Annotated in this window: 17 protein-coding genes; 8 read left to right on the top strand and 9 right to left on the bottom strand. The window is 71.0% G+C overall.

Annotation, left to right across the window (positions count from 1 at the left end):
- Positions 1 to 116: 116 nt before the first annotated feature.
- Both ACWGKJ_RS03750 and ACWGKJ_RS03755 read right to left on the bottom strand, forming a co-directional pair.
- Positions 117 to 1,256 (bottom strand): PadR family transcriptional regulator, encoded by a 1,140-nt coding sequence (locus ACWGKJ_RS03750; RefSeq protein WP_385016498.1) that lies wholly within the window; start codon positions 1,254 to 1,256, stop codon positions 117 to 119.
- A gap of 1 nt (position 1,257) precedes the next feature.
- Positions 1,258 to 2,109: a DUF4097 family beta strand repeat-containing protein gene (locus ACWGKJ_RS03755; RefSeq protein WP_385016501.1), complete on the bottom strand. Its 852-nt coding sequence runs from the start codon at positions 2,107 to 2,109 to the stop codon at positions 1,258 to 1,260.
- 124 nt (positions 2,110 to 2,233) lie between these two features.
- Between ACWGKJ_RS03755 and ACWGKJ_RS03760 the strand changes: the two genes are divergently transcribed.
- Complete coding sequence (locus ACWGKJ_RS03760; protein WP_385016503.1) at positions 2,234 to 3,040, top strand: hypothetical protein; 807 nt, start codon at positions 2,234 to 2,236, stop codon at positions 3,038 to 3,040.
- Positions 3,041 to 3,116: 76 nt separating this feature from the next.
- Here ACWGKJ_RS03760 and ACWGKJ_RS03765 read toward each other — a convergent pair whose 3' ends face one another.
- The 5 genes from ACWGKJ_RS03765 to ACWGKJ_RS03785 form a co-directional block, all read right to left on the bottom strand.
- On the bottom strand, positions 3,117 to 3,302 hold the full coding sequence (locus tag ACWGKJ_RS03765) for a DUF6104 family protein (protein ID WP_385016505.1): 186 nt from the start codon (positions 3,300 to 3,302) through the stop codon (positions 3,117 to 3,119).
- 129 nt (positions 3,303 to 3,431) lie between these two features.
- Positions 3,432 to 7,286: a multifunctional oxoglutarate decarboxylase/oxoglutarate dehydrogenase thiamine pyrophosphate-binding subunit/dihydrolipoyllysine-residue succinyltransferase subunit gene (locus ACWGKJ_RS03770; protein WP_385016508.1), complete on the bottom strand. Its 3,855-nt coding sequence runs from the start codon at positions 7,284 to 7,286 to the stop codon at positions 3,432 to 3,434.
- 269 nt (positions 7,287 to 7,555) lie between these two features.
- The gene (locus tag ACWGKJ_RS03775) at positions 7,556 to 8,722 is read right to left on the bottom strand and encodes a HAMP domain-containing sensor histidine kinase (protein ID WP_385016511.1); all 1,167 of its coding nucleotides are present in this window, start codon (positions 8,720 to 8,722) and stop codon (positions 7,556 to 7,558) included.
- On the bottom strand, positions 8,719 to 9,456 hold the full coding sequence (locus ACWGKJ_RS03780) for a response regulator transcription factor (RefSeq protein WP_385017065.1): 738 nt from the start codon (positions 9,454 to 9,456) through the stop codon (positions 8,719 to 8,721). Before ACWGKJ_RS03780 ends, ACWGKJ_RS03775 begins: the two co-directional genes overlap by 4 nt.
- Positions 9,457 to 9,593: 137 nt before the next feature.
- Positions 9,594 to 10,211 carry a spermidine synthase family protein gene (locus ACWGKJ_RS03785; RefSeq protein WP_385016514.1) on the bottom strand — a complete coding sequence of 206 codons (618 nt, stop codon included), beginning with the start codon at positions 10,209 to 10,211 and terminating at the stop codon, positions 9,594 to 9,596.
- Positions 10,212 to 10,422: 211 nt separating this feature from the next.
- Here ACWGKJ_RS03785 and ACWGKJ_RS03790 point away from each other — a divergent pair, with 211 nt between their 5' ends.
- Positions 10,423 to 11,295, top strand: coding sequence for a rhomboid-like protein (locus tag ACWGKJ_RS03790; RefSeq protein ID WP_385016517.1), 873 nt, complete (start codon positions 10,423 to 10,425; stop codon positions 11,293 to 11,295).
- An 83-nt stretch (positions 11,296 to 11,378) separates the two neighbouring features.
- On the top strand, positions 11,379 to 13,781 hold the full coding sequence (lon, locus tag ACWGKJ_RS03795; protein WP_385016520.1) for an endopeptidase La: 2,403 nt from the start codon (positions 11,379 to 11,381) through the stop codon (positions 13,779 to 13,781).
- 156 nt (positions 13,782 to 13,937) lie between these two features.
- Here the strand turns inward: lon and ACWGKJ_RS03800 are convergent, their stop codons facing one another.
- On the bottom strand, positions 13,938 to 14,762 hold the full coding sequence (locus ACWGKJ_RS03800) for a lysozyme (RefSeq protein ID WP_385016523.1): 825 nt from the start codon (positions 14,760 to 14,762) through the stop codon (positions 13,938 to 13,940).
- 233 nt (positions 14,763 to 14,995) lie between these two features.
- Here ACWGKJ_RS03800 and ACWGKJ_RS03805 point away from each other — a divergent pair, with 233 nt between their 5' ends.
- Entirely contained in the window at positions 14,996 to 15,478 is a 483-nt protein-coding gene (locus tag ACWGKJ_RS03805) for a MarR family winged helix-turn-helix transcriptional regulator (RefSeq protein WP_385016526.1), read from the top strand.
- A gap of 70 nt (positions 15,479 to 15,548) precedes the next feature.
- Here ACWGKJ_RS03805 and ACWGKJ_RS03810 read toward each other — a convergent pair whose 3' ends face one another.
- Positions 15,549 to 16,331, bottom strand: coding sequence for a hypothetical protein (locus tag ACWGKJ_RS03810; RefSeq protein WP_385016529.1), 783 nt, complete (start codon positions 16,329 to 16,331; stop codon positions 15,549 to 15,551).
- A 376-nt stretch (positions 16,332 to 16,707) separates the two neighbouring features.
- Here ACWGKJ_RS03810 and ACWGKJ_RS03815 point away from each other — a divergent pair, with 376 nt between their 5' ends.
- The 4 genes from ACWGKJ_RS03815 to ACWGKJ_RS03830 are packed head-to-tail and all read left to right on the top strand — an operon-like array spanning position 16,708 to position 20,777.
- Entirely contained in the window at positions 16,708 to 19,302 is a 2,595-nt protein-coding gene (locus ACWGKJ_RS03815; RefSeq protein ID WP_385016532.1) for a sensor histidine kinase, read from the top strand.
- Positions 19,299 to 19,784, top strand: coding sequence for a roadblock/LC7 domain-containing protein (locus tag ACWGKJ_RS03820; RefSeq protein WP_385016535.1), 486 nt, complete (start codon positions 19,299 to 19,301; stop codon positions 19,782 to 19,784). The genes ACWGKJ_RS03815 and ACWGKJ_RS03820 overlap by 4 nt, the downstream gene beginning before the upstream one ends.
- Positions 19,781 to 20,170, top strand: a complete 390-nt coding sequence (locus tag ACWGKJ_RS03825; protein WP_385016538.1) for a DUF742 domain-containing protein — start codon at positions 19,781 to 19,783, stop codon at positions 20,168 to 20,170. Before ACWGKJ_RS03820 ends, ACWGKJ_RS03825 begins: the two co-directional genes overlap by 4 nt.
- Positions 20,151 to 20,777 carry a GTP-binding protein gene (locus ACWGKJ_RS03830; RefSeq protein ID WP_385016540.1) on the top strand — a complete coding sequence of 209 codons (627 nt, stop codon included), beginning with the start codon at positions 20,151 to 20,153 and terminating at the stop codon, positions 20,775 to 20,777. Before ACWGKJ_RS03825 ends, ACWGKJ_RS03830 begins: the two co-directional genes overlap by 20 nt.
- Positions 20,778 to 20,790 lie beyond the last annotated feature (13 nt).

A 20,790-nucleotide genomic window follows, 5' to 3' on the forward strand; every position in this document is an offset into this window, starting at 1 on the left:
TGGTTCCGTCCTGTCAGCCGGTTACCACCAGAAACCCGCCCCCCGGACGGGTCCGCCGCGAAGGCGGCCGAGCACGGCGGCACCGTACCCGGCTGCCTCTCCGGAGGTCTTCCGGATTACGCCCCCGGGCCGCGCAGGGCCGTGCCGATGCGGGCTGCCGCCGCAGCCAGCTCACGCCTGGCATCCAGGAGTTGGCCCTCGGTGACTCCGTGGTCGCGCGCCGCGTCCCGGATGTCGTCGCGGAAGCGGTCGAGCAGCCGGTCCAGGTCGCGGGCCGGATTGCCGGACGGCTCCTCGCGGGCCCACTCCGGCTCGGGCGGGGGCGCGCCGGCCGCCTTGCCCAGGTCGACGGGGGTCCCGGCGCCCGCCCCTGCGTCCGTGTCCCCGCCGGGAGCCGTGTCCCTGCCGGGAGCGGTGCCCGCACCGGTGGGCTTGTCCGCTCCGGCCGCGGTGTCCGTACGGGTTCCCGGCTCCGGCGTCCGTCCGAAGCGGCCCAGTTCCCGGGTGAATTCGGCGAGCCCCTCGCGCACCCCGGCCGGCCAGTCGCCGCGAGCGAAACGGTCCTGGACCTGCTCGGCGACCCGCTGCAGCTGCTCACGTGCGTAGTCCTGGGCCTCCCTGGCCTGGCGCCGTGCCTGCTGGGCGTCCTCGCGGGCCCGGCGCGACTCGTCCTTCGCCCGGCGCGCCTGCTCCTTCCACTCCTGCTTGGCGCGCTTGAAGTCCTCCTTGGCCTGGCGCCAGCCCTCCTTGTCGGTCCAGCTCCCGTCGAAGAAGTCGGAGGCTTCCGGGAATCCGGGGAACGGCCGCCCCGCACCGGAAGCGCCGCCGCCGGAACCGGCGCCCGCCGCGCGGCCGCCGCCCGACGCCCCGCGCGCCTCCTTCGCCGCCTGGCGGATCTCGCGCCGCAGGTCGTCGGCGGACCCGCTGACGTCGGCCCGGATCTCCGCGGCCAGTTCGGAGACGGACTCGCGGATCTCCAGCTCCAGATCGGCCAGTTCACCGCTGCGGCCCGCCAACTCCGCGCGGCCTGCTTCGGTGATCGAGTAGACCTTCCGGCCGCCCTCGGACGCGTGGGTGACCAGCCCCTCCGCCTCCAGTTTGGCGAGACGCGGATAGACGGTGCCCGCGCTCGGCGCGTACAGCCCCTGGAAGCGCTCCTCCAGGAGCCTGATCACCTCGTAGCCGTGGCGCGGTGCCTCGTCCAGGAGCTTCAGGAGGTAGAGCCGCAGCCGGCCGTGGGCGAATACGGGAGCCATGTCAGAGCACCTTCTCGGTGATGTCGTCCTGTGCGGGCCTGCGCAGCAGGGCGATGGCCCCGCTCACCGTCGTCGCCCGGAGTCTGCCGGTGCCCGCGCCGAGGGTGCCGGTGATCTTCTTGGCACCCCACTGGCCGCTGACCCGCAGATCCTCGAAGGCGTTCGACACGGCGCCGCTCGTGGTGTTCGCGCTGACCTCGGCGTCCGTCGGCTGGGCCAGCCGGATGGCGACCTCGCCCGAGACGGTGGTCAGGGCGATGTCGGACGGCCTGCCGGTCGCGTCGAGGTCCACGACCATGTCGCCGCTGACCGACTCCGCCCGTACGGACGAACCGGCCCCCTCGATCACCGTGAGGTCCCCGGAGACCGAGTGAAAGCGCAGATCGCCGCTGACGGACTGGGCCTCGACGTTCCCCGACACGGTCTCGGCGAGCACGGTGCCGGAGAGGCCGACCAGGGCGGTGTCGCCGGTGACCCCGCGGACCTCCGTACGCCCACGGACCCCGGAGACGACCGCGCCCGCGCCCACCACGCCGACCTCGACGCGGGCCGAAGCGGGCACCGCCACCGAGACGACGGCGTTGCGGCGCCAGCCCTTGCGGTCGAGCCACTTCAGGAAGCCCTTCCAGGGCAGGTCCTCGTAGGCCACCGTCAGGGTGCCGTTCTTCAGGGACACGATCAGCGGAGGGCCGTCGATCTCGGAGATCTCCAGCCGGGCTCCGCCCTGCTCGTCGAGCACGGCGTCGTCGGTGCCCACGACATTGACCGTGCCATTGACGACGCGCACCTGGAGCGCCGTCACGGGTTCGTCGAAGGAGAGCTTCTGGGGCTCCGCCACTGACCTCTCGGACATGGAACTGACCTCCACGGGTCGGCCACGACGCAACATATCGCGTCTTCTGAAGAACACGATATATCGCGGATCGGTGAAGTCAAGCGCGCAGGTGGAATGCGGTGATCTGTCCTAGCGTGGGGCCATGTCAGAGAACGCCACAGGTGCCCTGCTGCTCTGCCGGGCGGACCCGGCCGCCGTCCGGACCCCCGCCCTGGTGCTGGGGGAGCAGCTGCTCATCGCCCCGGCGGGCGAGGAGTGGAGTGTGCTCGTCCCGGAGGGGAAGCCCTGGCTGCACGGCGAAGAGCCGGTCGACCGGGTGGCGGGCGGCTGGGTCACCACGCTGGCGGTCGCGTCCGACTGGCCGGTTCTCGCCCTCTGGTGGGACCACGAACGGTCCGGCCTGACCTTGGCCTCCGGATTCCGGCGGCCGGTCGGCTATGTGTGGCGCGCGGACGGCACGCCGGTCGGTGAGGACGGGGCGATGCGCACGTTCGGCGCGCGGCTGCGGCTCGATCCCGTACTGGATCTGGAGGCGCTGACGGAGCTCACCGCCGCGGATCCGCTCGCCGACTCACGCTCCCGGCTGACCGGACTCACCGCCGTCCTCACCCGGGCCGGACTCGCCCTGCCCACCGGACTCACCCCCGGCGATCCCGCCGACCGGCTGCGCGAGGTGGCCAGGGTCCATCCGGCCACCGGACGGATCGAGCCGACGGGCCTGCGGGAGACCGTACGGACGCAGCTCGCCGCCTTCGAGGACGGGGCGCTCGGCCCCTGGCTGCGCGGTCCGCGCGCCCGTGCGCTGGGCGCGGCCCAGCTGGCGGCCGGTGTTCCGCTCGCGCTCTGGGGGCTCGGCCGCCGCAGCGGGGGCTGGACGGCGGCGGCCGCACTGCTGATGGCGCACGGGGCGCTGAGCCTCGCGTACGACCGGATGCGGGCGGGCGCCTGAGGGGACGGCACGACCGGCGGCCGGTGCCCGGTCCTGACGGCCGGACACCCGGGGCCCGGAGGGGCCAGGGCGTCGGTTACGCGTCCTCGTCCTCGTCGTCGTCCAGCCGGGCCAGCCAGGTCGCCAGCCGCTCGACCGGGACCTCGAAGTCCGGGTTCAGATCGACGAACGTACGCAGCTGCTCGGCGAGCCACTCGAAGGTGACCTCCTCCTCGCCCCGCCGCTTCTCCAGTTCCTCGATACCGCGGTCGGTGAAGTACACGTGTGTCGCTCCTGATGCGTGCCGGATGGTCTCTTCCAGATTATGCGCGGCGGCCGGCCGGGTACGCCGTGGGGCCCGGACGCATCACACGATGCGTCCGGGCCCCACGGGTGGATCCGCTCGTACCGCCTAGGCCTCGAAGACCTCGGCGACCAGCTGGGCCTGCTCGGCCTGGTGGCGCTTGGCGGAGCCGACCGCGGGCGACGAGCCGTGCGGCCGCGAGATGCGGCGCAGGCGCTCACCGTGCGGGACGTCGGCGCCGACCGCCAGGTCCAGGTGGTCGATCAGGTTGAGCGCGATGAACGGCCAGGCACCCTGGTTCGCCGGCTCCTCCTGCGCCCAGAGGTACTTCTCGGCGTTCGGGAACTTGGCGATCTCCGCCTGCAGTTCGGCACCCGGCAGCGGGTACAGCCGCTCCAGACGGATGATCGCGGTGTCCGTGACGCCGCGCTTGGTGCGCTCCGCGTCCAGGTCGTAGTAGACCTTGCCGGCCGTGAAGACCACCTTGCGCACGGCGGCCGGGTCGACGCTGTCGTCCCCGATCACCGGACGGAAGCCGCCCGTGGTGAACTCCTCCGCCTTCGAGGCCGCCGCCTTGAGGCGCAGCATCGACTTCGGGGTGAAGACGACCAGCGGCTTGTGGTGCGGGTTGTGCACCTGCCACCGCAGGAGGTGGAAGTAGTTCGACGGGAGCGTCGGCATGGCGACGGTCATGTTGTTCTGCGCGCACAGCTGGAGGAAGCGCTCCGGGCGGGCGGACGAGTGGTCCGGGCCCTGGCCCTCGTAGCCGTGCGGGAGGAGCAGCGTGACGCCGGAGGTCTGGCCCCACTTCTGCTCGGCGGCCGAGATGTACTCGTCCACCACGGTCTGCGCGCCGTTGACGAAGTCACCGAACTGCGCTTCCCACATGACCAGCGACTCCGGGCGGGCCAGCGAGTAGCCGTACTCGAAGCCCATCACCGCGTACTCGCTGAGCAGCGAGTCGTAGACGTTGTAACGCGCCTGGTCGTCGGAGAGGTAGAGCAGCGGGGTGAAGTCCTCACCGGTCTTGCGGTCGATGAGCACCGCGTGCCGCTGGCCGAAGGTCCCGCGGCGCGAGTCCTGGCCGGAGAGGCGCACCGGGGTGCCCTCCAGGAGCAGCGAACCGATGGCGAGGGTCTCGCCCATCGCCCAGTCGATCGTGCCCTCGTCGATCATCGCGGCCCGGCGCTGCACCTGCGGCAGCAGCCGCGGGTGGACGGTGATCCGGTCCGGGATGTTGACCTGCGACTCGGCGATGCGCTTCACGACCTCCTGGGAGATCGAGGTGTCCACGGCGACCGGGAACTCGGCCTGCGGGACCGGCACCGACGCCTCGGACGGCTCGGACGTGGCCTCGCGTACCTCCGCGAAGACCTTCTCCAGCTGGCCCTGGAAGTCCTGGAGCGCCTGCTCCGCCTCTTCGAGGGTGATGTCGCCGCGGCCGATCAGGGACTCGGTGTAGAGCTTGCGCACCGAGCGCTTCTTGTCGATCAGGTCGTACATCAGCGGCTGCGTGAACGAGGGGTTGTCGGCCTCGTTGTGACCGCGGCGGCGGTAGCAGATGAGGTCGATGACGACGTCCTTGTTGAACGCCTGACGGAACTCGAACGCGAGGCGCGCGACGCGCACCACGGCCTCCGGGTCGTCGCCGTTCACATGGAAGATCGGCGCCTCGATCATGCGGGCCACGTCGGTGGCGTACATCGAGGAGCGCGACGACTCCGGGGCGGCGGTGAAGCCGACCTGGTTGTTGATGACGATGTGCACGGTGCCGCCGGTGCGGTAGCCGCGCAGCTGCGACATGTTGAGCGTCTCGGCGACGACGCCCTGGCCCGCGAAGGCCGCGTCTCCGTGCAGCGCCACCGGGAGCACGGTGAAGTCCGTGCCGCCCTTGTTGATGATGTCCTGCTTGGCGCGCGCGATGCCCTCGACGACCGGGTCGACGGTCTCCAGGTGGGAGGGGTTGGCGGCCAGCGAGACCTTGATCTGCTCGCCGTCGAGACCGGTGAAGGTGCCCTCGGAGCCGAGGTGGTACTTCACGTCGCCCGAGCCGTGCATCGACTTCGGGTCGAGGTTGCCCTCGAACTCGCGGAAGATCTGCGCGTACGACTTGCCGACGATGTTGGCCAGCACGTTGAGACGGCCGCGGTGGGCCATGCCGATGACGACCTCGTCCAGGCGCGACTCGGCCGCCGAGTCGATGACCGCGTCGAGCAGCGGGATGACGGACTCGCCGCCTTCGAGCGAGAAGCGCTTCTGGCCGACGTACTTGGTCTGCAGGAAGGTCTCGAACGCCTCCGCCGAGTTCAGCCGGCGCAGGATGCGCAGCTGCTCCTCGCGCTCGGGCTTGGCGTGCGCGCCGCGCTCGATGCGGTCCTGGATCCACTTGCGCTGCTTCGGGTCCTGGATGTGCATGAACTCGACGCCGGTGGTGCGGCAGTACGAGTCGCGCAGCACGCCCAGGATGTCGCGGAGCTTCATCATCGACTTGCCGGCGAAGCCGCCGACGGCGAACTCGCGCTCCAGGTCCCACAGGGTGAGCCCGTGCTCGACGATGTCCAGGTCGGGGTGCTTGCGCTGCTTGTACTCCAGCGGGTCGGTGTCGGCCATGACATGGCCGCGGACCCGGTAGGAGTGGATCAGCTCGAAGACACGGGCGGCCTTGGTGACGTCGTTGTCGTGCGAGACGTCGATGTCCTTGAGCCAGCGGACCGGCTCGTACGGGATGCGCAGCGCCTCGAACAGGTCGTCGTAGAAGCCGTTCTCGCCGAGCAGCAGGTTGGCGAGGATCCGCAGGAACTCGCCGGACGCGGCGCCCTGGATGACCCGGTGGTCGTAGGTCGAGGTCAGGGTCATGACCTTCGAGACACCCAGCTTGTTGAGGGTGTCCTGCGAAGTGCCCTGGAACTCGGCCGGGTAGTCCATCGCGCCGACGCCCATGATGAGGCCCTGACCGGGCATCAGGCGGGGCACGGAGTGGACGGTGCCGATGCCGCCGGGGTTGGTGAGCGAGGCGGTGACCCCGGTGAAGTCGTCCATCGTCAGCTTGTTCGCGCGGGCGCGGCGGACGATGTCCTCGTACGCCTGCCAGAACTCGAAGAAGTTGAGCGTCTCGGCCTTCTTGATGGCCGCGACGACGAGCTGGCGGTCGCCGTTCGGCTTCACCAGGTCGATGGCGAGGCCCAGGTTGACGTGGGCCGGCTTGACCAGGGTCGGCTTGCCGTCCTTCACTGCGAAGGAGTGGTTCATCGACGGCATGGCCTTGAGGGCCTGCACCATCGCGAAGCCGATGAGGTGGGTGAAGGAGACCTTCCCGCCCCTGGCGCGCTTCAGGTGGTTGTTGATGACGATGCGGTTGTCGAAGAGCAGCTTCACCGGGACCGCGCGGACGGAGGTGGCCGTCGGCAGTTCCAGCGAGGCGTTCATGTTCTTCGCGACGGCGGCGGACGGGCCGCGCAGCGTCACCAGCTCGGGGCCGGCCGGAGCCTCGGGCTCGGCGGCGGGCTCGGCCTTCGCCGCGGGCTTGGCGGCCGGGGCCGGCTTGGCGGCGGCCGCGGGCTTCGCTGCGGCGGGCGCGGCCGGAGCCTGGGCCTGCGGCGCGGCGGGCGCTGCGGCCGGGGCACTACTGGGCTTGGCGGGCGCGGCCGGAGCCGCTGCCGTGGTGGGAGCAGCCCCCGCGGCTGCGCCACCCTGCGCGGCGGCCGCCCGGCCGCTCTCGCCCGACTGGTGGGGAGGGCTCGCGCTCACCGGGTCCGCACCCGCGGTGGGAGCACCGGCAGAACCTGGCTTGTAGTCGGCGAAGAAGTCCCACCAGGCACGATCGACCGAATTCGGGTCCTGGAGGTACTGCTGGTAGATCTCGTCGACGAGCCACTCATTGGGACCGAAAGCATCGGCAGGGCTCTTGCCCTGCTCCTCCTGGTCGGTCGAGATGCTCGAATTACTGGGGGACTGAGACGACACGGCGGCAACCGCCCTCTTCCGCTTCACAAGGTGATGGACAGCGGAAATAAAGGCTACGCCTCCCTGGCCTGGAGGTGCAGGCCGGGCGGGGCAACGTCGCGCAAGTCACACTCGAAAGCTGGTTTCGGGGCTTGAAATGGCGGGAAACAAGCGTGGTTCCGCACCATCCGGGTATGACGCGTCACAGCTACCGCCCCTTGGCCGGCACCCTCTGACGTGCGTACCCGCGGGTTCATTACGGAACGCGGGCTTCCGCTGAAGACTTTACGTCAACTTGGTGTTCTCGATACGCCCGGAAGAGTGACGCGTATCCGGCAGCCACGGGATGATTCGGCCACCCCGATCCGCCCGCCGTGGAGATCGACCGCCCAGCGGGCGATGGCCAGACCGAGTCCGGTGCCGCCGTCGCTGCCCGGACCGTGCGGGGACGGGGCGCGGCCCCGGTTGAAGCGCTCGAAGACCCGGTGCCGCTCCGCCTCGGGAATCCCCGGGCCCTCGTCCTGGACCTCCAGATCCAGTGACTCGGGGTGCGGTCCGCGCCGGGCACGGACGGTGACCCGGCCGTGCGGCGGCGAGTGCTTGACCGCGTTGTCGATCAGATTGGCGACCACCTGGTGGAGCCGCTCGGCGTCCGCGTGCGCCGTCAGCTCGGGTGGTGAGACATCCAGATGGAGATGGACGTCGGTACGGGTGTGCTGGCCACCGGAGGCCGAGGCGCCCGCGCGCTGCGCGGCTGCGAGATTCGCCTCCTTCAGTACGCCCGAGAGATACGGCCACACCTCGAAACGGGCCGCTCTGAGCGGCACCACGCCGTTGTCCAGCCGGGAGAGGTCGAGCAGGGTCTCGACCAGCCGCCCCAGCCGCTCGGTCTGCTTGAGCGCGGTGCGCATCGTCTCCGGGTCGGCGGCCGACACCCCGTCCACGACGTTCTCCAGGACCGCCCGCAGGGCCGCGATCGGGGTCCGCAGCTCATGGGAGACATTCGCCACCAGCTCCTTGCGGTGCCGGTCCACCGCCTCCAGGTCCTCGGCCATCCGGTTGATGGTGGTGGCCAGGTCGCCCAGCTCGTCCCTGCGGTCGGCGCCGCTGACCCGCCGGGTGTAGTCACCGTGCGAGATCGACCGGGCGACCGTGTTCATCTCGTCCAGCGGCGAGGTCAGGCTGTGCGCCACGAACTGGGTGATCAGCATGGAGGCGATCACCGAGAACACCGTGATGAACCGCAGCTCCGTCTTGGTGCGCAGCGCCACCAGCAGCAGCCCCGTGGTGATGAAGACCGACACCACCACGAGCGTGCCGAGCTTGGCCTTGATCGAGACCGGCAGAGGCCGCTCCCGGCTCCACGGCCACGGCCGGGACAGCGCCCGCCCCAGGGTCCGGCCCGGATCCCCGGGCCGGAAGGTGCTCCAGGTCCGCCCGGGGCGCGGGCGGCTCATGGTGCCGGGGTCTCCAGGGCGTAACCGACACCGTGCACCGTACGGATGCGCTCCGCGCCGATCTTCCGGCGCAGCGCCTTGATGTGGCTGTCCACGGTCCGGGTGCCGGAGGCGTCGGCCCAGTCCCAGACCTCCGCGAGCAGCTGCTCGCGCGAGAGGACGGCGCGCGGGGTGTTCGCCAGGCAGACCAGCAGGTCGAACTCGGTGGGTGTCAGATGCACGTCGTCGTTGCGCACCCGCACCCGCCGCTGGGCGTGGTCGATCTCCAGCTCACCGAGGCGCAGGATGCCGCTGCGCGGTGTCGACGCGGCGATGGTCGCCCGCTCCACCCGCCGCAGCAGGACATGGACGCGCGCCGCCAGCTCACGCATCGAGAAGGGCTTGGTCATGTAGTCGTCGGCGCCGACCCCGAGCCCGACCAGCATGTCGGTCTCGTCGTCGCGGGCCGTCAGCATCAGGACCGGCACCGGCCGCTGCGCCTGGACGCGGCGGCAGACCTCAAGGCCGTCGAAGCCCGGCAGCATCACGTCGAGAACCATCAGGTCCGGCTGCCAGCCCGCCGCCGCGTCCACCGCGGCCGGGCCGTCCGTTGCCGTCTGCACCTGGAAACCCTCGGCCCGCAGCCGAGCGGCGATGGCGTCGACGATTGTCGGGTCGTCCTCGACGACCAGCACCCGGCGCTGGGCGCCCGGCGTGGCCGCGACGCCGTTGTGGGTGGTGTGTGTCTGCTCCATCGCCCGCCCCTGGAAGTGCGCTTGGTGTGCGTTCTGCTGCGTACGCGGCTGTTTCAGCTGCGCCACTTGGACAATCGGACACGGCATCCGTATCTCATCTGCCGGTCAGCAGACTAGATGCACGGACGCCGTCCCGGCTACGCAGGGCGAACACCGAGATGGACCACGTCAGGCACGCCCCGGGCAACTGGGATCTCTTCGGTCCTTACCCCGCTGAAACCGGCATTCCGCAAGGCTTCTTCGAAAGTCGCCGAGGGCTGGGCCGACCAGACGGCCAGGATTCCGCCCGGTTTGAGCCGTTCCATGCAGTCTGCGAGCCCCCTGGGGGTGTATAGGCCGCCGTTGTCATCGGTGACCGTCCACCCCGGCCCGTTGTCGATGTCCAGGCACAAAGCGTCATATGCCGATGTGGATTCGCGCATGTGAGCGACCAGATCGGTGGGCAGGATCACAGTCCGGGGATCGGCGAGCGCCGCGCCGGAAATCCGGGCGAGCGGGCCCGTCAGATGCCAGTCGACGACCGCCTGCTCGCGTTCGACGACCGTGATCGTGCCCCACCGGGGGTCCGCAGCGGCGTGTGCGAGTGAGAATCCGACGCCGAGCCCGCCGATGAGCACGGAAGGACGGTCGCAACCGGCCGGCAGCGCGGCCAGTGCCGCGTCGATCAGCAGCCGCTCCGAACGGCCGTCCGACGTGTCCATCAGGAAGCACCCGTTGGCGATGATCTCGAAGTGCTCCCCGCGCTCGCGCAGCACGACCTCGCCGTACGGGCCCTCGCGCCGGTCCAGTGTGCGTACGTCCTCGGTATCGATGGGTTTCCCCCTGGTCGGCCCCGGACGCCGCGGGCGGCGCGGGGGTTGCTTCGTGTGGTGCACCTCATAGGCGCGTTCGGAGGCTATCCCGGAGAGTGAACGTTGGGGGGAGTGGAGGCGAACGGACGGACCCACTGCCGACGGGACGGACAGAGTGGACCACATACAGCGGACACGACGCCCGGCCGGTGCCACCGGCCGCACGCTGCTGCGCCTGCTGCCCACCCCCGCCGGAACGCCCTTCACCTTCGTCTACGTCCTGGTGCTGATCGCCACCTCGCTCTTCGCGCAGCACGCCGACCCGCACACCGTCGCGGCCCTGCTGCGCGACTCCAGTACGGACATGGCGCATCTGGCGCGCACCCCGCTGCTCGTCCTGGTGAGCAGCGCCCTGTGGATAGCCGGCGGCCTGTTCTCGGCGTCCGCCGTGGGGTTCCTGCTGGTCCTCACCGCCCTGGAGCGCCGGATCGGCGCCCTGCGCACCGGTGTGGTCTTCCTGACGGGCCATGTCGTGGCGACGCTGGCCACCGAACTCCCGGTCGGTGTCGCGGTCGCCGCGGGCCGTCTCCCCGACTCCTCCCTCCACCGTTTGGACTACGGCATCAGCTTCGGACTGATGGCCGGGGTCGGGGCGCTGGCCGGGCTGCTCCCGCCGCTGTTCCGCTGGCCCCTCCTGGCGGCGGTCGGCACGGCGCTGGTCCAGGCGCTGCTGGCCTTCGGTGACCCGCTCACCGACTGGGGGCACCCGCTCTCGCTCACCATCGGTCTGGCCTGCTGGCCGCTGGTGCGCCGCTGGGCGGCCGAAAGGGACCGGGCCCGCCCGGCAGCCGCGCTCGCCGAGCCCGCCGCGCCTCCGGGTTCTGCCGTGCCCGCCGTACCGCCGACCGTGCCCGCCGCGCCCTTCGCGCTCTCGCTGCCCGCCACGCCCTCCGCGCTGTCCCTGCCGGTCGCGGCGACCGGACCGGCGGGTGGGCCCGGGACCTCCCCCGATGCCTCCCCGGCGGCATCCCCCGGCTCCGATCGCTGAGAGCGAACACCCGCCCGGGAACACCAGCCCCCTCGCTCAGCATTGAGTGTGCATAGCTCAACTTCACTGCCTAAGGGGAGATCATGGCTGACACGTCCACACCGCTCACCCTGCCCGTGCTGCCGCTCGACGACGAGGTCGTGCTGCCCGGAATGGTGGTGCCTCTGGACCTTTCCGAAGCGGACGTACGCGCCGCGGTGGAGGCCGCCCAGGCGTCCTCCGCCCGCTCCAGTGGCAACAAGCCGCTGGTCCTCCTCGTTCCGCGGCTCGACGGCAGCTACGCGGACACCGGCGTCATCGGCACCGTCGAACAGGTCGGCAGACTCTCCGACGGAGACCCCGGCGCTCTGGTCCGCGGCCGTGGCCGGGTGCGCATCGGCGCAGGCACCACCGGACCCGGCACCGCGCTCTGGGTCGAGGCGGTACGGGTCGACGAGACCGACCCCGAGCCGCTGCCCGGCGCCGTCGCCGCACTGGTCAAGGAGTACAAGGCCCTCGCCACCGACTGGCTGAAGAAGCGCGGCGCCTGGCAGGTCGTCGACCGCGTCCAGCAGATCGAGGGCGTATCGGCCCTCGCCGACAACTCCGGCTACTCACCTTTCCTCACCCTCGCCCAGAAGACCGAGCTGCTGGAGACCGCCGACCCGGTGGCCCGGCTGAAGCTCGCCGTCACATGGCTGGGTGAGCACCTCGCCGAGCAGGACGTCGCCGAGTCCATCGCCAAGGACGTCCAGGAGGGCGTGGACAAGCAGCAGCGCGAGTTCCTGCTCCGCCGCCAGCTGGAAGCCGTACGCAAGGAGCTCTCCGAGCTGAACGGCGAGGCGGACGACGAGTCCGACGACTACCGGGTCCGCGTCGAGGCCGCCGCACTCCCGGAGTACGTCAGGGAGGCCGCGCTCAAGGAGGTCGAGAAGCTGGAGCGCTCGTCCGACCAGAGCCCCGAGGGCTCCTGGATCCGGACCTGGCTGGACACCGTTCTCGAACTGCCCTGGAACGAACGGACCGAGGACGAGTACGACATCAGGGGCGCCAAGGCCGTCCTGGACGCCGAGCACTCCGGTCTGGAGGACGTCAAGGAGCGCATCACCGAGTACCTGGCGGTCCGCAAGCGCCGCGCCGACCGCGGCATGGGCGTCGTCGGAGGCCGCCGCGGCGGCGCCGTACTGGCGCTCGTCGGACCGCCCGGTGTCGGCAAGACCTCACTCGGTGAGGGAGTGGCGCACGCCATGGGCCGCAAGTTCGTCCGCGTCGCGCTCGGCGGCGTACGGGACGAGGCGGAGATCCGCGGACACCGGCGTACGTACGTCGGGGCCCTGCCCGGACGGATCGTGCGGGCGATCAAGGAGGCCGGCTCGATGAACCCGGTCGTCCTGCTCGACGAGATCGACAAGGTCGGCTCGGACTTCCGGGGCGACCCGGCCGCCGCCCTGCTCGAAGTGCTCGACCCGGCCCAGAACCACACCTTCCGGGACCACTACCTGGAGGTCGACCTCGACCTGTCCGATGTGGTGTTCCTGGCCACGGCGAACGTGCTCGAAGCCATCCCGGAGGCGCTGCTCGACCGGATGGAGCTGGTCAGGCTCGACGGCTACACCGAGGACGAGAAGGTCGTCATCGCCCGTGACCACCTGCTGCCCAGGCAGCTGGAGCGCGCCGGTCTCGAACCGGGCGAGGTGACCCTCGACGACTCCGCGCTGCGCAAGCTGGCGGGGGAGTACACCCGGGAGGCAGGCGTACGGAATCTGGAGCGGTCCGTCGCCCGGCTGCTGCGGAAGGTCGCGGCCCGGCACGAACTGGGCGAGCAGGAGCTGCCGCTCACCGTCACCGACACCGGGCTGCGGCCGCTGATCGGGCGGCCCCACCATGTGCCGGAGTCCGCCCAGGACCCGGCGGAGCGCCGTACGGCGGTGCCCGGTGTGGCCACCGGGCTCGCGGTCACCGGCGCGGGCGGCGACGTCCTCTTCGTCGAGGCGTCGCTCGCCGACCCGGAGACCGGTGCGGCGGGGCTGACCCTCACCGGGCAGCTCGGCGACGTGATGAAGGAGTCGGCGCAGATCGCGCTCTCCTTCCTGCGCTCGCGCGGCGCCGAACTGGAGCTGCCGGTCGCGGATCTGAAGGAACGCGGGGTGCACATCCACTTCCCGGCGGGCTCGGTGCCCAAGGACGGCCCGAGCGCGGGCATCACGATGACGACGGCGCTGGCTTCGCTGCTCTCCGGCCGTCAGGTCCGTACGGATGTGGCCATGACCGGCGAGGTGTCGCTGACCGGGCGGGTGCTGCCGATCGGCGGTCTGAAGCAGAAGCTGCTGGCGGCACACCGTGCGGGCATCACGACCGTGGTGATCCCCAAGCGGAACGAGGCCGATCTGGACGATGTGCCCGCCGAGGTGCTCGAAACCCTGGAGGTGCACCCGGTGACGGACGTCCGCCAGGTCCTGGAGATCGCGCTGTCCCCGGCGGAGGTACGGCTCCCGGCAGCCGCCTGACGGCTCCGGCGCCGCACCGGCGTCACACGGGCCGGCGTGGACACGGACCGGCGTAAACATGGGCCGGCGTGGACACGGAAGAACGCGGGGCCCCCGGCATCGTGCCGGGGGCCCCGCGTGGGTCGTGTCCCGGGCGGCGGCCCGGGGTGCGCCGCGTCAGCCGTTGGCGAGTGCCTGGACCCGGTCCAGCGCGCCGTTGAACTTGTCGTGGTCACCGACGGTCGGTCCGCTCGACGTGTACTGCCACATCGTCTGGAAGGCCCAGCCGGCCGGCAGCGTGCCCGGCGCCGATGCGTAGCGGGCGATCCAGAGGGGGTTGGTGGCCCCGAAGCTGCTGTTGTTGCCCGTGCACTGCGTCCACCAGCTGGTCGCGGTGTAGATCACCGCGTCGCGGCCGGTGAGCGACTTGTAGGTGTTGGCGAAGTCGTGGATCCAGGCGACCATCGATGCCGCGCTCAGCCCGTAGCAGGCGTCGCCGTACGGATTCCACTCGATGTCGAGCACACCGGGCAGGGTCTTGCCGTCCCGGGACCAGCCGCCGCCGTGGCTGACGAAGTAGTTCGCCTGGTTGGCGCCGCTGGAGTCGTTCGGGGTCGCGAAGTGGTACGCGCCGCGGATCATCCCGACGTTGTAGGAGCCGTTGTACTGCTGGGTGAAGGAGGGGTTCGTGTAGTAATTGCCCTCGGTCGCCTTGGTGTAGGCCCAGCGCACTCCGCTGCCCCACAGGGTCGACCAGTTGACGTTGCCCTGGTAACCGGAGACGTCGACGCCTTCGGTCTGGGCCGCGCGGATGTCACGGGGGGTGCCGCCCTGGCCGTCGTGTGCGATGACGCCCATCCCCATGGTGGCCGTGCCGCGCGCGGGGAAGTCCGCGGCCGAGGCCGAACCGGGCAGGGCCAGCAGGGAGGTGAGGAGGGCGACAAGGATCCCGACTGCGGCGATACGTCCGCGTCGGGCCGTTCCGGATCTGAGCACGGGCATGAGCGTGCCTCCGAAAGGCTTGGTGGGGGGAGCAGGGGGAATTCTCCGGCATGTCCTGATGTGAGACATATGAACATGTCAGCGAGGACGACGCTACGCACGTAGACCCGTACGGCGGAAGGGGGCCTGGGTGCTGCCGTTGGTCTACTCCTGCGAAATACTGGCCCATCTGCGGCGATGGCAGACGCTGAAAGAAACTTTCAGTATCGGGAAAGCTCCTGAGGGGTGCTGACGTGCACGACAGCGGTACCGGAAGTGAACTCCCCGTCCCGCCAGAGAGTGGTGTGGACCATGAATTCCTCGCGCTGGAGCGGGAGTTGACCGTCTTCCTGCGCCGGGCGCGGGCCTCGTCCGGCGAGATGTCCCGCGCCGTCCACCCCGATCTGGAGGCCGCGGCCTACGGGCTGCTCGTCTGCCTCGACGAGTGGGGCGGGCAGCGCGCCACCGACCTGGCCGGCTACATCGGTGTCGGCCGGGCGACCATGAGCCGTCAACTGCGCTCCCTGGAGAACCTCGGGCTGGTCACCCGGGAGCAGGACCCCGGCGACGGCCGGGCCTTCCTGGTGCAGCTCACCGTCGAGGGGCGGGAGCGGATGCGGCGGGTGCGGGACGCGCGCCGGACCGAGTACGTACGCAAGCTGGAGGGCTGGGACCGGGCCGAGGTCGCCGAACTGGCCCGGCTGCTCCACCACTTGAACGCACGCGCCGAGGAGTGAGCCGGGAACCGGGGGCCGTGGCCGGCCGCGTACCTGCCATGCCGGACCGCGTACCTGCCCGGCCGGACGGTTACAGCTCCAGCAGCACGGCCGACGCGTCGTCGTGCGTCTTGCTGCCCCGCAGGAACGCGCGTGCCGTGTCCGCGTCCTCCAGTGCCCGCACCCGCCCGATCAGCGCCTCCGGACCCTCCTTGCGCAGCAACGCCAGGCACTCCGCCCAGTCGCCCTCCCGGAAGACCTCCACCCACCGGCTCGCACCGTCGCTGAGCGCCGCCAGCGCCCGCACCCCGGCCAGCGGTGTGCGCCCCGTCACCGCGCGCTCCGCCACCGCCGGATCGGCCGCCGCGGTGAAGAAGCCGCCCTCCTGGTTCCGTGCGGCGTCGGCCGTCGCCTCGGTCGCCAGCACCTCGCGCGGCAGCCGGTCGAGCCGGTCGTCGAGCACCGCCCGTACCGTCCCCGGCGCCTCCTCGATCAGCAGCACCGAGTCGGACAGCACCAGGTGTTCCAGGGTCTCCGCCGACCAACGCGCCATGACGACGGTTGCCTGAGGGGTGCGTACGTGAGAAAGGTCACAGGTTGAGCCATGCCTTCCGGCGGTAAGGCGAATGGCCTCCGCAAGTACCTCACGCAGGCTCATATCCCGCCGCGAACCGGACAGTTCGACCAGGGACCCGCCGAGCCGGGCCGTGAACCACGGCACGCCGTGCACACATCCGTCCGGCCCGGCCGGCGGTGTCACACCGTCGAGCAGGACGAGCAGACCGCCCTCTCCCGAGGCAGGCAGGACCGCACCCGTCCAGTCCTCATTGGGGCGTTCGGGGTTGCCGGGTGTGGAGGCGAGTTCGATCCGCATGGCGTTCAGTCTGCCTGAGGCCTTCACGGCGGGCGCACAGTCACGGGCGAATGGTACGGACCGCCGTACGGGCGGTGGGACTTGGTAGGGAATGTACGACTCCGTGACGGCGCCGGGCCGCTGCGGGCGGGCATCCTGCCAAAGCCGGTCCGGAAGTTCCAACCGGCGCCCCGTGCGCGCCCCGCGTGCGCGGGTCGCAGAGTTGTTCGCCAACTTGCAGTTGATGTTCACTCGTTCAGGTGGCTGACCTGGTGATGCGCACTCCCCTCCCAAAACCACTGGAATGGTCAGAAGCCGTACCAGAGGTGGGAGCGCATCCTTGTGATCGGTCATCATCTCGGCGTCATGCGTGGACGAGTCAAGATTGTGAGCACCGGTGCAGAACAAGCGGCTTCGGGGCAACGGAGGCGTGGCGCCCGAGCGCACCACCCGGGTACGCAGGCGCCTGGTCGGCGGTGTGGCCGTCGTCGGTCTCGCCGTCCTCGCGGCAAGCGCCCCGTCGGTGTACGGCGCGTCGGCCGAACTGACCGACGCTCAGCGGCTGGTCACCCTCTCCGACCTGGACCAGCAGACCCTCTCCCTGGCACATGACCTCGCCGACGAGCGGGACGACGTCACGGTCTACATCGCGGGCGGGCGCGCAAAGAAGGACAAGCTGGCGGCCGACCGGGCCACCCGGGTCGACAGCGACATCGAGGAGATCGGCCCGGCCGCCCCGGCCGCCCTCCGTCACGACCTCGCCACCCTGCCCTCCGTCCGCAGGACCGCCCTCACCGGCAAGAGCACCGCGCTCGAAGCCAACAAGGCGTATTCCGACCTGATCGACAAGGTCCAGGAGACCGCGGCCCAGCTCGCCGACCGGACTCCGCCCGACGCGGCGGCGGCCACCCGCGCCACGGTCGACCTCGGCCGTGCGGTCGGGCAGGCGTCCCGGACCCGTGGCCTGCTGCTCGGCGCCCTCGCCGTCCCGCGCCCCGCCGCGACCACCGTGTACGACGCGACGACCGGCACCTACGTCCAGCGGCAGGGGGTCGCCGTCGGCGCCGACGGGCGTACCCGGGACGGACTGAGCGCCGCGGCCCAGCAGGCCAGGGTCCGCGAACTCGCCGCACTCGCCGACTTCGACCAGGAGGCGTCCCCGGCCGACCAGGAGTCGCTCGCCTCCACCGTCTCCGGATCCGAGGTCAGCAGCGCCGAGGGCTACCTTTCGCGCCTCGCCGACCAGCCCACGCTCTCCGCCGCCGCCCAGCAGACCGACCCGGCCAAGGTCGGCGCGGCGCTCGGCGCGCGCACCGACCAGATGCGCGGTGTCGAGGCCTCGCTCGCCACCGCACAGGGCAAACGGCTCGCCGCGCTCCGCGACGACGCCGTGACCGCCCTCGAACTGCGGATCGCCCTCGCCGGGGTGCTGCTGCTCCTCACCATCGGGATCGGCGCCGCGGTCGCCCGTACGCTCACCCGTCCGCTCGCCGTGCTCCGGATCGGCGCCGCGCGCCTGGCCGGTGCCCCCGAGTCGGAGGAGCCGATCGCCTTCACCGGCCGCAACGACGAGTTCGCCCAGGTCGTCCGGTCCATCAACGCCCTGCACACCAGGGTGCTGACCGCCGGGGCCCGCGCCGAGCGCCTCGCGGGCGACCAGCGCGACCTGCGAGGCGGCCGTGACCGCTTCGACGCCGAACGCGCCATGCTGGAGGCGGACACCGCCGACGCCAACGCCCGGGCCGACCGGCTGCACCACACCATCCAGTCGACCTTCGTCAACCTCTCGCTCCGCTCCCTCGGCCTGGTCGAGCGTCAGCTCACCGTCATCGAGGGCCTGGAGGAGCGCGAACAGGACCCCGAGGCGCTGGCCACGCTCTTCAGGCTCGACCACATGGCGACTGTGCTGCGCCGCCACAGCGAGAACCTGCTGGTCCTCGCGGGTACCGAACACGGCCATGGACAGAGCGCGGCCCCCGTCCCGCTGGTGGACGTGCTGCGCGCATCGGTCAGCGAGATCGAGCGGTACGAACGGGTCGCGATCCAGTCCCTGCCGCCCCGCTCCCATGTCGCGGGCTTCGCCGCGGACGACATCAGCCACCTCGTCGCCGAACTCCTGGAGAACGCCACCGCGTTCTCCCCGCCGGAGGCCCGGGTCCAGCTCTCCGGCTGGCTCCTGGAGAACGGCGAGGTGATGCTCTCCGTACAGGACGAGGGCATCGGCATGTCGCCCGGACGGCGCACCGAGCTGAACGCGCTGCTCGCCGACCCCGACGCGTCCCGTCCGGGCGCACCGGGCGACGAGCAGTCCGGGCTCGGCCTCCATGTGGCCTCGCTGCTGGCCAAGCGGCACGGCGTACGGGTCGAGCTGCGCGAGCAGAAGCAGGGCGGGGTGGCCGCAGTCGTCGTACTGCCCAGCGCGCTGCTGCCGGACGAACCCCCGGCCGCACCCTCGCACCTGGTCCCCGGCGCCGGGGCGGCGCCCGCACTGAACCTGCCGGGCTCGATGGCCGAGGCGAACTCCAACACGATCCCGGCCAGGTCGCGTTACGAGATAGGGGCCGACTCCCACGAGCGCACCCCCGACGAGGTGGACGAGCCGACCTTCACCATGCGGCGGCCCGTCCCCGCGCCGGAGCCCACGTCCGTGACCGCGCCCACGCCGGAACCCGGGCAGGGGCAGCACCCCGGCCCGGCGGCCGACGCGGCCCCCGCCCCGGACCCCTCCGTAGCCACCCCGGAGCAGGAAGCCGGCACCACCACCGACAAGGGACTGCCCAAGCGCGTCCCCAAGATCACCAGGCCGGCCGGGACGGCCCCGAAACAGCGCACCGCCAGTGTGGACGCCGCTGCCCTGCGCAGCAGGCTCGGCGGCTTCCACCAGGGAGCCAAGGACGGCCGCAAGGACGTCGAAACGGAGATCTCGGAGCAGAGATCGGATGTTGTACGGACCGATGACGCGGGGGACAGTGTCGAGGAGGCACGCAGTTGACTGCGCCCAGCACATTCGGACTCAGCAGTGAAGCCAGGAACCTGCACTGGCTGTTGAAGAATCTCGTGGAGGAGGTCCCCGGACTCCGTTCGATCGCCGTCGTCTCGTCGGACGGGCTGATGCTGCTCTCGTCGGACTCCGAGGTCCCGGCACCCGCTCCCGCCGAACCCGTCCGGAAGAGCGGCCCCAAGGGCTCCGCGGCCGACCTGGCCACCATCGTCTCCGGCATCGGCAGCCTCACCATCGGCGCCGCGAAGCTGATGGACGGCGGAGGTGTCAAGCAGACGGTGGTCGCGATGGAGGAGGGCAGTGTCTTCGTCATGTCGATCAGCGACGGCTCGCTGCTGGGTGTCCACGCCACACCGGACTGCGACATGAGCGTCGTCGCGTACCACATGGCGCTCTTCGTCGGCCGCGCCGGTCATGTCCTCACCCCCGAACTCCGCAGCGAGCTGCGCAAATCGATGGAGAGCGCCCAGTGACCCCGGCCCTCCCGGTCCGCAACCCGGACCGCCGCCCCGCGCGCGTGCGCCCGTACTCGCTCACCGGCGGCCGCACCAAGTTCGGCCACATCCTCTTCGTGGAGACCTTCGTGGCCGCGATCGAGGCACCGCCCGAGCGCCCGGAGCTGGCCAACGGCCCGGCGCGTCTCATGCCGGAGATGGCCGCCATCGTCGAGATCTGCCGCCGGATGCGCACCGTCGCGGAGATCTCGGCGCTGCTCAAAATGCCGCTGGGGGTCGTCCGGGTCCTGCTCAGCGACCTCGCGGACCAGGGAAGAATCCGTGTGTACGGTACCGGGCACGGCGAAGGCCAGCCCGACCGCGCCTTGCTCGAAAGGGTGCTGAGTGGACTCCGCCGTCTCTGAGACGCTGATCCCCGCCGAAGCCGAAGAGGCCGTCCAGGCCTGGCAGAACGACCGCACCCGGGCCCCCATATCCACCAAGATCGTGGTGGCGGGCGGCTTCGGGGTGGGCAAGACGACCTTCGTCACCTCCGTATCGGAGATCACCCCGCTCCAGACCGAAGCCCTGATGACCGAGGCGAGCGAGGAGACCGACGACCTCAGCGCCACCCCGGACAAGCTGACCACCACGGTGGCGATGGACTTCGGCCGGCTGACGCTCGACAACGACCTCGTGCTGTACGTGTTCGGCACCCCGGGGCAGCAGCGCTTCTGGTTCATGTGGGACGACCTGGTGCGCGGCGCGATCGGCGCGATAGTGCTCGCCGACACCCGCAGGCTCGCCGACTGCTTCCCCGCGCTCGACTACTTCGAGAGCTGCGGACTGCCGTACATCGTCTCGGTCAACCACTTCGAGGGCACACCGGACTTCGAGGCGCAGGACGTGCGGGAGGCGCTGACGATTCCCCCGCACGTGCCCGTACTGATCATGGACGCGCGCAACAGGTTGACGGTGGTCGAGTCGCTGCTGACCCTGGTGGGCCACGCACTCGACACCACCCCCGAATAGGAGAACCACCCGC

Source organism: Streptomyces sp. NPDC054757, from assembly GCF_053612185.1.